16 protein-coding genes are annotated in these 14,356 nt (G+C 68.2%); 3 read left to right on the plus strand and 13 right to left on the minus strand.

The annotated features are described in order from the left end of the window. The 10 genes from AC3A3W_RS00465 to arsB all read right to left on the minus strand — a co-directional run. Positions 1-2,588, minus strand: a 2,588-nt coding sequence (locus AC3A3W_RS00465; RefSeq protein ID WP_487439932.1) for a PKD domain-containing protein, incomplete at its 3' end; no start/stop codon positions are given. Positions 2,589-2,841: 253 nt separating this feature from the next. After that, on the minus strand, positions 2,842-3,312 hold the full coding sequence (locus AC3A3W_RS00470) for a CHAD domain-containing protein (protein ID WP_487439933.1): 471 nt from the start codon (positions 3,310-3,312) through the stop codon (positions 2,842-2,844). Positions 3,313-3,389: 77 nt separating this feature from the next. Next, entirely contained in the window at positions 3,390-3,644 is a 255-nt protein-coding gene (locus tag AC3A3W_RS00475; protein WP_487439934.1) for a hypothetical protein, read from the minus strand. A 116-nt stretch (positions 3,645-3,760) separates the two neighbouring features. Beyond that, complete coding sequence (locus AC3A3W_RS00480) at positions 3,761-4,036, minus strand: hypothetical protein (RefSeq protein ID WP_309985550.1); 276 nt, start codon at positions 4,034-4,036, stop codon at positions 3,761-3,763. A 99-nt stretch (positions 4,037-4,135) separates the two neighbouring features. After that, on the minus strand, positions 4,136-4,588 hold the full coding sequence (locus AC3A3W_RS00485) for a universal stress protein (RefSeq protein ID WP_487439935.1): 453 nt from the start codon (positions 4,586-4,588) through the stop codon (positions 4,136-4,138). A gap of 2 nt (positions 4,589-4,590) precedes the next feature. Beyond that, the gene (locus AC3A3W_RS00490) at positions 4,591-5,013 is read right to left on the minus strand and encodes an arsenate-mycothiol transferase ArsC (protein ID WP_487439936.1); all 423 of its coding nucleotides are present in this window, start codon (positions 5,011-5,013) and stop codon (positions 4,591-4,593) included. Between the two features lie 46 nt (positions 5,014-5,059). Continuing rightward, positions 5,060-6,454, minus strand: a complete 1,395-nt coding sequence (locus tag AC3A3W_RS00495) for an FAD-dependent oxidoreductase (RefSeq protein ID WP_487439937.1) — start codon at positions 6,452-6,454, stop codon at positions 5,060-5,062. A 185-nt stretch (positions 6,455-6,639) separates the two neighbouring features. Next, complete coding sequence (trxB, locus tag AC3A3W_RS00500) at positions 6,640-7,602, minus strand: thioredoxin-disulfide reductase (RefSeq protein WP_487439945.1); 963 nt, start codon at positions 7,600-7,602, stop codon at positions 6,640-6,642. 130 nt (positions 7,603-7,732) lie between these two features. Then, positions 7,733-8,167 carry an arsenate reductase ArsC gene (locus AC3A3W_RS00505; protein WP_487439938.1) on the minus strand — a complete coding sequence of 145 codons (435 nt, stop codon included), beginning with the start codon at positions 8,165-8,167 and terminating at the stop codon, positions 7,733-7,735. 42 nt (positions 8,168-8,209) lie between these two features. Then, entirely contained in the window at positions 8,210-9,304 is a 1,095-nt protein-coding gene (gene arsB, locus AC3A3W_RS00510; RefSeq protein WP_487439939.1) for an ACR3 family arsenite efflux transporter, read from the minus strand. 187 nt (positions 9,305-9,491) lie between these two features. On the opposite strand from arsB, the gene AC3A3W_RS00515 reads away from it, so the two are divergent. Continuing rightward, positions 9,492-9,878 carry an ArsR/SmtB family transcription factor gene (locus tag AC3A3W_RS00515; protein ID WP_487439946.1) on the plus strand — a complete coding sequence of 129 codons (387 nt, stop codon included), beginning with the start codon at positions 9,492-9,494 and terminating at the stop codon, positions 9,876-9,878. A 37-nt stretch (positions 9,879-9,915) separates the two neighbouring features. On the opposite strand, the gene AC3A3W_RS00520 is transcribed toward AC3A3W_RS00515, so the two are convergent. Together AC3A3W_RS00520 and AC3A3W_RS00525 are read right to left on the minus strand one after the other, a co-directional pair. After that, positions 9,916-10,557 (minus strand): PAS and ANTAR domain-containing protein, encoded by a 642-nt coding sequence (locus tag AC3A3W_RS00520; protein WP_487439940.1) that lies wholly within the window; start codon positions 10,555-10,557, stop codon positions 9,916-9,918. A gap of 26 nt (positions 10,558-10,583) precedes the next feature. Beyond that, positions 10,584-10,748: a hypothetical protein gene (locus AC3A3W_RS00525; protein WP_487439941.1), complete on the minus strand. Its 165-nt coding sequence runs from the start codon at positions 10,746-10,748 to the stop codon at positions 10,584-10,586. Between the two features lie 417 nt (positions 10,749-11,165). Between AC3A3W_RS00525 and AC3A3W_RS00530 the strand changes: the two genes are divergently transcribed. Then, positions 11,166-12,356, plus strand: coding sequence for a winged helix DNA-binding domain-containing protein (locus AC3A3W_RS00530; protein ID WP_487439942.1), 1,191 nt, complete (start codon positions 11,166-11,168; stop codon positions 12,354-12,356). A gap of 76 nt (positions 12,357-12,432) precedes the next feature. Here AC3A3W_RS00530 and AC3A3W_RS00535 read toward each other — a convergent pair whose 3' ends face one another. Next, positions 12,433-13,071, minus strand: a complete 639-nt coding sequence (locus AC3A3W_RS00535; protein ID WP_487439943.1) for an arsenate reductase/protein-tyrosine-phosphatase family protein — start codon at positions 13,069-13,071, stop codon at positions 12,433-12,435. A gap of 283 nt (positions 13,072-13,354) precedes the next feature. Between AC3A3W_RS00535 and AC3A3W_RS00540 the strand changes: the two genes are divergently transcribed. Then, positions 13,355-14,134: a hypothetical protein gene (locus tag AC3A3W_RS00540; RefSeq protein WP_487439944.1), complete on the plus strand. Its 780-nt coding sequence runs from the start codon at positions 13,355-13,357 to the stop codon at positions 14,132-14,134. Positions 14,135-14,356 lie beyond the last annotated feature (222 nt).

A 14,356-nucleotide genomic window follows, 5' to 3' on the forward strand; every position in this document is an offset into this window, starting at 1 on the left:
TCCGCGGTGAAGGAGGCCACCAGCACATCCCCGGCGGTCCGGCCGGCGGGTGCGGGCAGCGCGACGGTGGTGGTGGCGGTTTCGGTGGACGCGGTCCGTGAACTGCGCACCGCTATCTCCGGGCTGGTGCCGCCGGCTGCATCGACGGTGATCGTCCTGGTGCTGGTATCGGAACCGCCGGCATTGGTGGCGGTCAGCGTCGCGGTGTAGGTCCCGGCCGTGGTGTAGGTGTGGGAGGGGTTCTGCGTTGTCGCGGTGCCGCCGTCGCCGAACTCCCACGCCCAGGAGGTCGGCGTGCCGGTGGAGGTGTCGGTGAAGTTTACTGGCAGCGGTGCCGTGCCGGTGGTCGGGGAAGCCGTGAACGACGCGACCGGTGCGGTGGGCGGGGGCGGCGTGCCCGTCCCGCCCGGCTTGAGGGCGGTTCGCCAGGCGGCGACGGCCTTCGCGGAGCTGAAGGTCCAGGTCGCGGTGCCGCTGGCGCCGGCGGTGGCCTGGGTGCGGTCGGCTTGTTCGGCGATCTGGCCGCCGGTGGTTTCGAAGCGTTCGGTCCACCCGCTGGGCGGGGTGGCTGCGGGGTTGGAACTGTCGAAGCCGAGGCCGCCGATCAGCATTGCGTTGTTGCTGGCCGTGGTCACGCTGGCGACGGCGATGCTGGTGGCCGAATAGGTGGCGTTGACGGCGGTGGCGACGGTGCTGTCCAGCGGGGTGGTGGTGTTCACGCCGGTGTAGGCGGTGATGCCGCCGCCCCACTTCACCGCGGTGCTCAGCGTCCAGGTGTACGTGGCCGGGTCGGAGGAGCCGGCCACCCGGTAGTAGGCGAAGACCCGCGCGCCGCTGCTGATCGAGAGCCCGTTGACGATCGCAGTCCAGCCCGCCGGCACAGCGGCGGTGGGGTTCTTGTCCGCGGTGAAGGAGGCCACCAGCACATCCCCGGCGGTCCGGCCGGCGGGTGCGGGCAGCGCGACGGTGGTGGTGGCGGTTTCGGTGGACGCGGTCCGTGAACTGCGCAGCGCGATCCCGGGACCGGTGCCGCCGGCCGGATTGACGGTGATCGTCCTGGTGCTCGTGTCGGAACCGGCTTCGTTGGTGACGGTCAGCCGGGCGGTGTAGGTCCCGGCCGTGGTGTAGGTGTGGGAGGGGTTCTGCGCGGTGGCTGTTTCGCCGTCGCCGAACTCCCACGCCCAGGAGGTCGGGTTGCCGGTGGAGGTGTCGGTGAAGTTCACCGTCAAGGGTGCCGTGCCGGAGCTCGGGGACGCGGTGAACGAGGCGACCGGGGCGTCACCGGGCGGCGGGGGCGGGGTGCCGAGGCTGCGGTCCGAGAACCAGTAGCGCCGGGCGACGTGGTCGGTGGCCATCACCACGATCCCGGTCGCGGCGTTCACGCTCTGCTTGGTGCTGGTCACGTTGTTCATGTTCGCCGAGTTCGCGTCCTCGATCACCGGGGTGCCGCGGCCGGTCCCGAAGACCGGGTTGTCCATCGAGGCGGTCTTTTCATAGATGCTGCCGGCCACCCCGGAGAACGCGCAGCCGCTGACCGTGGTCGAGGGCGCGGTGTGGAAGGCGCGGACCAGGTTGTTCTCGGTATCCAGCAGGATCTGCGGACGCGAGACGCAGTCCCCGGTCCGGGCGATCGTGGTCTGTTCAAAGGCGCCGGTGCCGGGCTTGAAGACCACCAGCACCTCCTGGGCCAGGTTCGGATCCGTCGAGCCGTCATTGAGGCCGGTCTTGACCGCGGCGAACACCCGCCCGGTGGCGTCTGCCTGCAGCGTCTTGATGTTCAGGTGGTCATCAACCTGCCGGTTCCCGCGGATCGCTTCCCGGTGCCGCCAGGACGACGCCGCCCGCGGGTCCTCCCCGTCGGTGTGCGTGGACCAGTACGCCGTCCCGGTGGCCTGGTCGGTCCACATGATCCCGATCTGATCGTTCCGGAACGCGACAATCGCTGAGAGGTCATCCGGCGTCGGGTTCGGGTCCGCGGCCCCGGGCACCACGAACGGGGTCCCCCACCCGGTCCCGCCCGGGCCGGAACTGTTCACGAACACCGTGTTGGTCGTGCCGGAAACCTGGGTCCAGGTGGCCCAGAGCGCACCGGTGGAATCCTTATCGATGGTCAGCGTCTCGCTGCTGTTGTTCGAAATCACCTGCGGAAACCCCGTATCCAGCGAATAGGCCCCGGCCGAATAGCTGTACCGGTAGAGCCGGGCCGGCTGCCCCGACGCGGACGCACCGGAGGTCACCACGTTCGAGGCGATATACAGCTTGCCGCCGTCCCACAACGTGTCCGAAGACGTGCTGGCCCGGCTGTCACTGCGCACCCCGGTATCCACCCACGTCGCGGTGCTCCGGTTCAGCCGGTAAATGCTCCACCCGCTGCCCGTGGTCCACATATTCGCCCACCACGACCCGTCGTTCCACCACAGCTTGCTCTGCGGCTTATCCGCCGTCGGCGGATTATTAACACCCGAATAGGTGATGCTCGGGGTGCCCACCGTGGCCGCCTGGGCCGGGCCCGCGACGCCCACCACACCCCCCGCGGCGACAACGGACAGAACAAGCAAATGGCTGAACCAACGGAGCAATGTTTTCATCTTCTCGTAGTTTCTCTTGGGCGAAGAAAGTCATCCGGACGGTGAAATGCACCCATCCGGGATCAACTACGGCCCAGCCCGGCCCCCATGGCTATGGCCAGCGAAACTGCGTGTCAAAGGAGGGAAATCCAGCTTGGCCACTCCTGCGCGATATAGACCATGGTGCGTCAGGGCACTCCAAGAAACCTTGGAAATACCTGCGGCGAGACCGCCCAAATTGGGGGGTGCGGTCAATGCCCGCACAGGCAGGGGGTTATGCGGGCTCCGCGACGGAACGCGCCGGAGGGGCCGCGCAGAACGCCTGTAGCCCGGAGATGAGCCTGAAGTAGCGGTCCGACTCCAAGGCGGCGAGTGCCTTCCCGTACGCCGCGTCGTAGCCGGCACGCTGGGTATTTTCGGCCGGCCCAAAGGATAAGCCAAGCGCATTCAGCATTGGCAGGTCATGGTTGGGCCCGTGGACAGGTCCGTCCACCATGGTGGCGTGGCGCAGCGGGCCGACGGCGCTGACCACCCACTTGAGCTCGGCCCGGAAGCTTTTGACTGCGGCTTTTTTGAAGAGTTTGCGGTGGTCCTCGAGGAGGGACCGTGATTGACGCGCGGCTGACCGCATTTTCCGGGCTGCGTCCGGTGATCCGGCCCGCACTCCCGGGTCCTGGGCCAGCAGTTCGGCGAGCTGTTCAGCCAAGAGGGCTGCGATCGCGTCGATTTCCCCACCCGTGGGCACGGCCCGGGGCGCTTCATCAGGTTTCTGGGCATCCCTCACGGTGAACGGCCCTCCCGCCGCGGCGGAGCTCCCGGCTGCTAACCGGCAGCCGGGAACTGGGGTGGGAGATCCGGAAGTTCCAGCGCCGGCGCGCGGGTGATCTCCAGTTCGGAGTGGTCAAGCAGCCTGCGGCCACCCGTGAGCGTGTCCATGATCCACAGCAGCCCCTGGTTGTGGGCCACATCCGTGACGGTGCCCCGGTGCAGCAGACGCCCGCCACGCCGCGCTTCAACAACGTCACCGGGCGAGAGGACTTCGCCGGCAGAGGCAGCGAATTCTTCCTGAGTCGTCATCGTGGATTCCCTTCCAGGTAATCGGCATCCGATCCCAGTTTGCTCGTGGAAGGTTTCGGCACGGTGTACGCAGGATGGCTTTTCGGCTGTTTTCCAGTCCCGGGAAACTCAGGCTGTCACTGGTGCCCCGCGGCGGTGGTGCCGAACATCAGGGTCCGGCGGGGAACGTCGTAGAACACAGTTTCCGACGTCGACAGCAGGTGCTGAAGGTTGTCGGCGTCTTGCGAGTCGAGGGTGAGGACTTCCTCCCAGGCCCCCTGGTCAAGGACCAGCTGGAGGGTCCAGGTTCCAGGCCGGCCGGGCTCGCCTGCCACCCAGCTGAACTGGTAATGGTTGACTTGGCGGACCTTGATGCTGTCGTCGGTCACGGGCTGCTTGGGGGTGGGGCTCATCATTTCCTCCTGGACCATGCATGCGTGTTCCGGGAGCCGCGGCTGCGGCATCCCACCAAGCAATGTAGACCCAGTCCGGGGGCCGGACCAGCCCCCCAATCAGTCTTGGTCCGGCACTATGAGCACGGGCCACTGTCCGCGGCTGGCCAGGGTTCCCCAGACGGATCCCGAGAGGAGCCTGTCCACCCACGCCGCAGCCCCGGGCCGGTCGGCGCCCACAATCACCAATGATGCCCCGGTGCTCTCCGCCAGGCGGCCGAGGGCTTTTGGAACATCACCGTTGAGCACGCGGAAGGACCAGCTGTCGCCGGGCTTTCCGAGGATTGCTTCCAGGCCCCCCAACAGTTCCCCGGACGGAAAATCGGCTTCCTCATTGGTGGCCGGATCCAGGGAATGAGCCGTTCGCTCGCCGCTCGGATCCCACTCCGTCAGGTAGCTGGCCGGATCCACGAAGGCGCACACGAGATGCTGTTCCAGTGCACCCGCGAGGCCGGCCGCGGTGCGGACGAGGTGCTCCGGGAAATCCCAGTCGACGCCGAGTACAAGCGTCATGCCTAGTTCCCGGTCAGCTCCGCATGGAGCGCCTGCACGCGGGACCTGATGTCGTCCCGGACCAGGCGCATGCGTTCCATGCCTTCGATCCCGCGCAGGGACGGCTCGTCCGTTTCCCAGAACTCGAAGCGGGTGCCCTCGCGCGGCTCAAGTTTCGCTTCGGTGCCGAGGACAACCACGACGTCGGCCGCCTCGAGCGCCTCATCGGTCACCGCTTTGGGGTGTTCACCCGTGATGTCGACGCCGAGCTCGGCCAGGGAGTCCACGGACTGCGGATTCAGCGACGTGGCCGGTTTGGTGCCCGCGGAGTGGACGGTCACTGCACCGGCGGCCAGCTGGTTCATCAGCCCGGCGGCGAGCTGGGACTTTCCGCCGTTCTTGCTGCAGACGAACAGGACACTCGGGGCCTTCGGGGTTTCGGTCATTCTTCTGGTTCTCTTTCTGGTCGGTTTCTGGCGGGTCGCCGGTGGTTCAGTTGCTGCCTGAACGGCCATGGGCCAGGCCGGTGGGGAAACCGACCAGCACAGGCTCCGGTGTGCCGCAGCACGCCGATTCAGGCTCGACGGCGTCCGCGGCGCCGGTGGAGCAGACTCCCGTGGCCGGCAGTTCAAGCTGGACGGTGTCTGCGGCGTCGCGGTCACCGGCGAGTGCGGCCGCCACGGAGCGGACCTGCTCGTAGCCGGTGGCCAGCAGGAAGGTGGGTGCCCGGCCGTAGGATTTCATGCCCACGATGTAGAAGTCCGTGTCAGGGTGTGCCAGCAGGCTGGCGCCGTGCGGGGCCACTGTTCCGCAGGAGTGGAATTCTGGGTCGATCAGCGGAGCCAGTTCGGTGGGGGCCTCCACTGCAGGGTCGAGGCTGAGGCGCAGTTCCCGGAGGATGTCCAGGTCGGGGCGGAATCCGGTGCAGGGCACCACCACGTCGGCCTCCAGCGTGCGGCCGTCGACGGCGGTGACCGTCACGGCCGGACCGCCGACGGCGGCGGGTGCCGTCCCGCCGTCGGACGTCCCGCCGTCGTGCGCTGCGAGGGAAGCGATGCCGAAGCCGGTGTGCAGTTCGACGCTTCCGGCCTCAACGAGCCGGCGCAGCCGGGCGCCGAGCTGGCCGCGGGCCGGCAGTCCGTCGGCGTCCCCGCCGCCGTAGGCCTTCTCCGCGGACGCGCCGCGGACGGCCCACACGATCCGCGTGCCGGGCTCCGCCTTTGCCAGGTCGGCGAGGCTGATGAGCGTGTTGGCGGCCGAATGCCCTGCGCCCACCACGAGGACGCGGCGGCCAGCGAAGGATGCCCGGTCCCGGTCCAGGACATCGGGCAGCGGGGGAGAAATGGAGGACGCAAGAGCGGCTTCGCCGAGGGCAGGGAGCCCCGAGGTGCCCAGCGGGTTGCGGGTGGACCAGGTGCCGGAGGCGTCGATGACCGCGGCGGCGGGATAGTCCCGGACCTCGCCGCTTTCGTGCTCTACGCGGACCACGAAGGGCGTGGTGTCCCGGTCCCGGAGGTGCGTCTTGTCCAGCCCGTTGCGGGTGACGGCCACCACGCGGGCGCCCGTGAGCAGGCGGGAGCTGATGGCCGGAAGGGCCGCGAGCGGCGCGAGGTAGCTGTCCACGAGCTCCCCGCCATAGGGCAGCGCGGTGGGCCGGGGAGCTTCCCAGCCGGAGTTCTCGAGCAGGCGGACGGCAGCGGCGTCGATGTTGAACCGCCACGGTGAGAACAGCCGGATGTGGCGCCACTGCTCAATGGCGACGCCCGCCGTCGGGCCCGCCTCGAAGACCAGCGGCTCCAGGCCGCGTTCGAGCAGGTGGGCCGCGGCTGCGAGGCCCACGGGGCCTGCGCCGATGACGGCGACGGGGAGGTTCGTCGTTGAATCCATGCTGTCCTCAGTTCTCATCGGTTGGTGATTGTGGGGGCGGTGCCTGCCGGATCCCTTGTGGGGGCCCGGCAGGCGGCGGGGCTAGCAGCAGCCCTGCTGGTCATCGGGGAAGTCGTCGTCGCAGCAGCCTGAGTCGCCGCAGCATCCGGTGTTCATTCGGCTCACCTCCTCCCCTTTTTTCGGGTTTAGGCGTGGGTGGGTTCCTCCACCAGCGCGGTGGCGATGCTGTCGGCGTCGTCCAGCGCCGCGAGGTAGCGTTCTGCGTCGAGGGCCGCGGCGCAGCCGGTGCCGGCAGCGGTGATGGCCTGGCGGTAGCGGTGGTCCACGGCGTCGCCGCACGCGAACACGCCGGTCAGGTTGGTGCACGTGGTGGGGGAGTCCACCTTGATGTAGCCCTCGCCGTCCAGCTCCACCTGGCCGGCCACCAGTTCGGTGCGCGGCACGTGCCCGATCGCCACGAAGATGCCCGTGGCGGCCTGTTCCCGGGTTTCTCCGGTGCGGGTGTCCTTCAGCGTCACGCCGCTGACCTTGCCGTCGCCGTGGATGGCGCTGACGGCCGAGTGCCAGGCGAAGCTGATCTTGGGGTTGTCCTTGGCGCGCTGGGCCATGATGCGGGAGGCCCGCAGCTCGCCCTTGCGGACCACGATAGTGACGGTCTTGCCGAAGCGGGTGAGGAAGGTGGCTTCCTCCATGGCAGAGTCGCCGCCGCCCACCACGATGATGTCCTGGTCGCGGAAGAAGAACCCGTCGCAGGTGGCACACCAGGACACGCCGTGGCCGCTGAACTTCTTCTCCTCGGCCAGGCCCAGCTCCTTGTAGGCGGAACCGGTGGCGAGGATGACGGCGGGCGCCTCGTGGGTCTCGCCGGCGCCGGTGACCACGCGCTTGAGGTGCCCCTTCAGCCGGACGTCCGTGACGTCGTCGAACACCACCTGGGCGCCGAAGCGCTCGGCCTGCTGCTGCAGTCCGTCCATGAGCTCGGGGCCCTGGATGCCTTCCGGGAAGCCGGGAAAGTTTTCCACCTCGGTGGTGTTCATCAGGGCGCCGCCGGCGGTGACGGAGCCGGCCAGGACCAGCGGGTTGAGGCCGGCGCGGGCCGCGTAGATCGCGGCGGTGTAGCCGGCGGGGCCGGATCCGATGATGATCAGCTGGTGGGTGGCCGTTTTCTCGGGTTTGGCGTTCTGGGGCTCGGCGCTCTCCGGCTTGGCGTTCTTGGTGCTCACTGCTGGCTCCTTTTCCTCGGGCTCGTTCAACTCAGTCTCGTTCGACGGAAGGCTGTTACTGGGCGTCGGCGTGACGGGCGGGCAGCAGCTCGGTGATCAGGCCTTCGATGCGGCCCTTGATGTCGTCGCGGATGGGGCGGACGGACTCCACGCCCTTGCCTGCCGGGTCCTCGAGGACCCAGTCCTCGTAGCGCTTGCCGGGGAAGTAGGGGCATTCATCGCCGCAGCCCATGGTGATCACCACATCGGAGTCCTTGACGGCCTCGGTGGTGAGGACCTTGGGAATCTCGGCGGACATGTCGATGCCGAGTTCGGCCATGGCCTCCACCGCCGCAGGGTTGATCTTGTCCGCAGGCTGGGAGCCGGCCGAGCGGACCTCTATCTGGCCCTTCGCGAGGGTGGTGAGGAACGCGGCGGCCATCTGGGAGCGGCCGGCGTTGTGGACACAGACGAACAGGACGGACGGTTTCTTGGCGGCTTCGGTGGTCATTGCGGGGACTCCTGCGTGTGGAAAACGGGTGTGCGGACCGGGTCAGGCGGAAAGCGGACTGGAGCTGAAGTAGCGCTTGCGGGCCCAAAGGGCCGCGTACACAAGTGCAACAAGGACGGGGACTTCAATCAAGGGCCCGACGACGCCGGCCAGCGCCTGCCCGGACGTCACACCAAAGGTGCCGATCGCCACGGCGATGGCCAGCTCGAAGTTGTTGCCCGCGGCGGTGAAGGCCAGGGTGGTGGTTTTCGCGTAGCCCAGGTCCAGCCACCGTCCCAGCAGCATGCCCGCGCCGAAGACCACCACGAAGTAGACCAGCAGCGGCAGGGCGATGCGGACCACGTCCAGTGGTCGGGACGTGATGGTGCCGCCCTGCAGTGCGAACAGCAGCGTGATGGTGAAGAGCAGGCCATAGAGGGCCCACGGGCCGAGCTTCGGCAGGAAGGCGGCTTCGTACCATTCGCGGCCCCGGGCGCGTTCGCCGAGGGTGCGGGTCAGGAATCCGGCCAGCAGGGGAATGCCCAGGAAGACCAGGACGGAGCCGGTGATGGCCCAGAAGGAGAAGTCCGCACTGGTGGTGGGCAGGCCCAGCATGGAGGGCAGCAGCTGGAGGTAGAACCAGCCCAGGGCGCCGAAGGCGATGACCTGGAACACGGAGTTGATGGCCACCAGCACGGCCGCGGCCTCGCGGTCACCGCAGGCGAGGTCGTTCCAGATCATCACCATGGCGATGCAGCGGGCCAATCCCACGATGATCAGCCCGGTGCGGTACTCGGGCAGGTCCGGGATGAAGATCCAGGCCAGGGCGAACATGAACGCCGGAGCCAGCACCCAGTTCAGCACCAGGGACGTGATCATGAGCCGGCGGTCGCCCACCACGCGGCGTGTCTGGTCATACCGGACCTTCGCCAGCACCGGGTACATCATCACCAGGAGCCCGACGGCGATCGGCAGCGAGACCCCGCCGACCTTGACGGCCTCCAGGGCGGTGCCTAGGCCGGGGACCGTGCTGCCCAGCAGCAGGCCGAAGCCCATGGCGGCGATGATCCAGACCGGGAGGAAACGGTCCAGGGTGGAGAGCTCGCCTGCGCCGGCCGCCTCGGCGCGTGCTGGGGATGGCTGGGTCTGCGTGCTCACTGGGCTCCTGGTATTCCGTGGGCAGTCCGGGGCTGCTTGGTGCGTACCGGCCCGCCTATACATTGATGAGTGTCGATACAGGCAGTATCCCTGCCTATATCGATGAATGTCAATCTATGTGCATAATGGGTTCATGACCACTCAGCAGACCCTGCACCCGGTGACGGAGAAGCCTCTGGAGAACACTCTGGAGAGGCCGCTGGGGAGCCCCGGGGAGAGCCTCTTGGGGAACGACGCCGGAACCGACGCCGGAGCCGGTGCCGTCTGCTGCACGCCGGCGGGCCTGCCCGCGCTGAGCGCCGAGGATGCCCAGCGCCGGGCGCTGGTCTTCAAGGCGCTCGCTGATCCCAACAGGCTCCGCCTGCTCTCCATCGTCAAGGCAGGCGAGTCGGGTGAGGCCTGCGTCTGCGATCTCACCGAGCCGCTGGACCTGGGCCAGCCCACGGTGTCCCACCACCTGAAGATCCTGGTGGACGCCGGTCTGCTGCACCGCGAAAAGCGCGGCACGTGGGCCTACTACTCTTTGGTGCCGGGTGCCCTGGAGTCGACGGCGGGACTGCTCGCCACGCTGTAACGCGCCGTTCCCAGCCTAGCCGCGGCTCCTGGCTGTACTAGACCGCCCGATCCAGCTGCCCCGGCAGTTGTCCCCAGTCGCACAGCGTGGCGCGGGCATTGCCGTTGACGGCCGCTTCGACCAGCTGCGCTGCGACGGTGGCCAGCTTGACGTTGAAGTTCTGGCTCCGGGCGGAGAGGATCCCGAATGCCTCCACCGCCGTCACACCCAGAAGGCCCATGAGGACTCCCTTGGCCTGTTCGATCACTTCCCGGCTGGCGTAGGTGCCGCGGATGGCCTCAGCGGCTGCATGACGGCTCGCCGCATCGACTGCCCGGCTCACATCCACGGTGAAGCCGCGCAGTCCCGTGACCCTCCCGGAGTCCCCGCACGCCTCTGCCGTGGTGAAGACGTGGTGCTCGCGGCCGTGGCTGTCGATCACGCGGTGGAAGATGGCCTGCTGGCCTCCCCGGGCGCAGAGGTCGGCGATCAGTCTGCGGATGGGCCCCCGGTCCTCGGGATGCTTGTGCGCCATGAGCAGCTCAAGCGTTGGTACCACCTCGCCAGGGGTGTAGCCGTGGATCTGGAAGACTTCCTCCGACCAGTCCAGCCGGCCGGTGGCCACATCGAGGTAGAAAGTCCCGGCAAGGCATGGTCCACCCTCGGGCGGAAACGAATAGGCGCCAATTCCTAGCAGCATGGGTGCCTCCAACGTCGATGATGATGTCAGGGAATGCGGCGGCCGCTGGAGCGGCTCAGGAAGAACAGCAGGACGGCAACAATCAGCAGGAACGGTGCCACCCACAGCAGAAAGCCGACGGCCTCCACCGCGCCGCCAAGGATCAGAAAGATCACGGCCAAGGCGGCAACGGTCCACATTATCTTCTTCATCGCCGACACCAGTCCTGACCCACCCGGCCCGCCCGGTTGCGGGGATGAGCGACTATACATCCGGCGCGAAAGGGCACGCAAGCAAATGGCGGGTGAACGGCAGAGCTGTAGAGATGGCGGTGGCCGCCCCTGCCCACAGGGTTTTCCCAAGCCGCCTCCCACATAGTCATAAGGCAACCACCGATGCTTCGGACTTCCGGAACCCGGTGCGAGACGCGCGGCAGGACGCGGTACCTGTGGCACCACGCGGATCGCACAGGAGCGCGGAGACGAAGCTCCCGGGGCTGGCTGGGGGGCTCTGCCCACAGGGGCGTACGACGGCGGCACGGTTACCTTTGGGGGCCGCGCCGCCGTCGTACGCCGTTAACGGCAGCGAACCTCAGGCGGGTCGGTGGCGGGCGGCGGTAGGATGTGCCAGTGGCTCACAGGGTTGCGACGAGCGAGGTCATCGCGTTTCGTCTGGGCGCCCATCGTCTCACCGAACGGCTGGGCGAGGGCGGGCTGCTCGACGCCGCCGGCCGGTGCGGGATTCAGAACAGCCCGCCAGGATCGGCGCTGCTTGCCCTGCACGCCAGGGTGCGAAACCTCACGCAGGAACAGATGGCGGATGCAGTTGCAGGGGAGAAGAGCCTGCTGCAGACCTGGTGCATGCGCGGCGCGCCGTTCTACTTCCCGGCCTCGGACGCGCCGGTATTCACCACCGGTGTGTTGCCGCCGACCGAGGCTGCGATGCGCCACCTTGTTCCCGGCGTGGAGCAGGCGCTGGACAAACTTGGCTTGAGCATGGTCGAAGTGGTCGGGCTGACCGGCGGGGAGATCGGCGAAGTCCTGTCCGGGCGCAGGCTCGCCATCAACGAGCTGGGCGCTGAGATCGCCGAGCGGATTGCCCGCCGGCTGCCGAAGCGGCAACGCGACGTCTGGGATGAAGCGGGTCCCTACGCCCCGGGGCAACCGCTCGGTGAGGGCGTGGTGCATTTCTGCGTCCGTATCCTCACGCTGCAGGGGGTGGTCTGCTTCGCGCCGCGTGCCGGGAACAAGGCGCCCTTCGTCCTGGTCGACGAGTGGCTTGGCCATCCGATCCCGGACACCGACCCGGACCTTGCACGCGCCGAACTGCTTCGCCGCTACCTGCGCTGCTACGGACCGTCGACGCGCGGCGACTTCGCCGCGTGGGCGGGGATCCACGGTGACGACACCGACCCCTGGTGGAGCGAGGTCGAGGACGAGCTAACCCAGGTCGAGTTCCGCGGCACGGCATGGATCCTCACCGAGGATCTCGACGCCCTGCGGTCGGCGCCGGTGCCGACGGGGGTGCGCCTGCTCCCGCCACGTGACCCGTATACCCAGATGCGAGACCGCGAAACGATCGTCGACAGGAAGTACCACCGGGAAGTGTGGAAGATGGTCGGCGAACCGGGCGCGGTCCTCGCAGGCGGCAGAGTCACGGGCACATGGCGTCCGCGCAAGAGTGGCCGGAAGCTGACCATCACCATCAAGACATTCGGCCCGCTGTCAGACCGGGACAGGAAGTCGCTGCAGGCTGAGGCCGAGCAGGTCGGACCGTTGCGGGGTGCGTCGTCCGTGGAGGTCGGGTTCGACACCTACTGATTCTCGCGCCCGCCGCTGGGAGGCCAGCCGTGGGTTTAGTGCCGTGGGCTGGTGCCGTGGGAGTAGCGCCGTGGGTTTAGGAGGGGGCGTTCAGCCTGGCGAACCGGAGGACCGAGATGATGGCCGGGGCAAGTTCGTCCTCCATCTGGCGGTAGTAGTCGTCGCTGCGGCGGTAAGGATCGACGACGTCGTTGTCGGCCGCCTCGGGAGCCAGCGCCAGGTGCCGCACCGATGCCGCGCGGGCCGGGAGGGCGCGCCAGAGCTTGGTGTTGGCACTGATCCGGTCACCGTGGTGGTCGCCGCCTGGCTGAATGCTGCCGCCTGCGGGCGGGGTCTCCCGTTCCTGGAGTACGTCCAGCATGCGGGCAAACTCGCGGATGGTGAAGGTGCGCTTGAGCAGGGACGCGTCGAGCTGGAGGACTTCTCCGCGGTGCGTCGAGCTCATGGTGAGGACCAGGTCCACCGGGCGCAGGATCTTGCCCGTCAGCTGTCGGGCGGCGAATCCGTCCGCGGTTCCCCCGAACGTGCGGATGATGTCCGCGGACAGGGGCTGCACGGGGTCGCCCACCAATGCGCGGGTGCCGGCGCTGCGGACTTCGAAGCCGCCAGGCAACACCTGGTCCAGCCCTGCCTGGAGCAGCCGTTCCGCCACGGGGGAGCGGCAAATGTTCCCCGTGCAAACGGTCAGTATCCGGACGGGTGCAGGCGATTCCACTGTTGTAGCTCTTTCGATGGGTACGGAGATGGGGATGGGGTGAACTGTCTTCTCTCTCGAACCTAGCATTTACGCAGCGCCGGGAAGCATGGGGCGCGGCGGCAAACCCCAGGCGGACCGGAACATAACTTAACGGATACCGGCGTGGCCTGAAGCATGTGTCGGCGCCGGGCAGAACCGTTATTGCCAACAACGGTTCTGCGTCAATCGCCCCGGGCCACCACCGCAGAGCGTCGGAGGGCGGCACACTTAAGTGACCAATTTCCGTCCCCGGGAGAATGACATGCGCAGGACAGCGTCGTCCCGAGCCGCGGTTCCCGCGGCATTTGTTTTCGCCTTGATGCTCGCCGGATGCGGACAACCGGCAGGGCCGCCGACGCCGGGCACCACCACCGCTACGGATCCCGTCGCCACCGTCACCGCTCCCGCCTCCGTCACCACTCCCGTCACGCCGGGCCCGACGCCGACGTCGGACGGGACACCCACCGCAACCGGCGCCACCACGCCGTCCGAGGCGTGGACGGCCTACACGACGGCGGACGGCCAGCTGACCTTCGACCTGCCCGCGGCGTGGAGCGTCAGGGAACCCGCGGGCGAACTGCCTGAGGGCGGCGGTACGTTCGCGGAGATCACGAACCAGGCAGGGAAACCGCTGGCCACCCTCCGGACCAACATGGCCACCGGCTCGACATGTATGACACGGCACCCGTACTCCGTCCTGGACTCCCAGGAGCTGCCGGCGCTGACGCAGAACGGCCTCACGCCGCGGTTCGTGTTCGAGTCCCGCGGCAACGCCGCGGACCCGGGACCGGCGAACACTCCGGGCGCGGCCTATGGCATCGCGACCGGCCCGGCGCCGACGGGGGACACCGCGTGCCCCATCTTCCACTTCTTCACATGGCCGCCCACCGCCGCCATGTTCGGGGCGTTCTACAATCCCGCGAACAATGTGACGCCCGGCGACCCGTCTTCGCCATCTCTGGAGAAGGCGGAGAGGTACGCCGGCACGGACGAGTACCGGGATATCAAGCGGATGATTACCTCGCTGCGGCCGGCAGGCTAGGCCGGGCCCTGCTGGTAGGTGGCGCCAGGCACCGGTTGGCCTAATCTATGACGCGCGGGTCAGCCGTTCTGTGCGGGGCAGCCGTTCTGTGATGCTGGTTCCGGGCAGCGGCGGTGCTGTGGAGTGGTAGGTGTGGCCGGTCGGTGTTCGGAGTTCGATGGTGTGCCGTGGGCCGGGCCGGGGTATGGCTTTCCAGCCAGTGGTTTCTTTGGTGTGGTTGCA

Source organism: Arthrobacter sp. Soil_N43 (assembly GCF_057655195.1).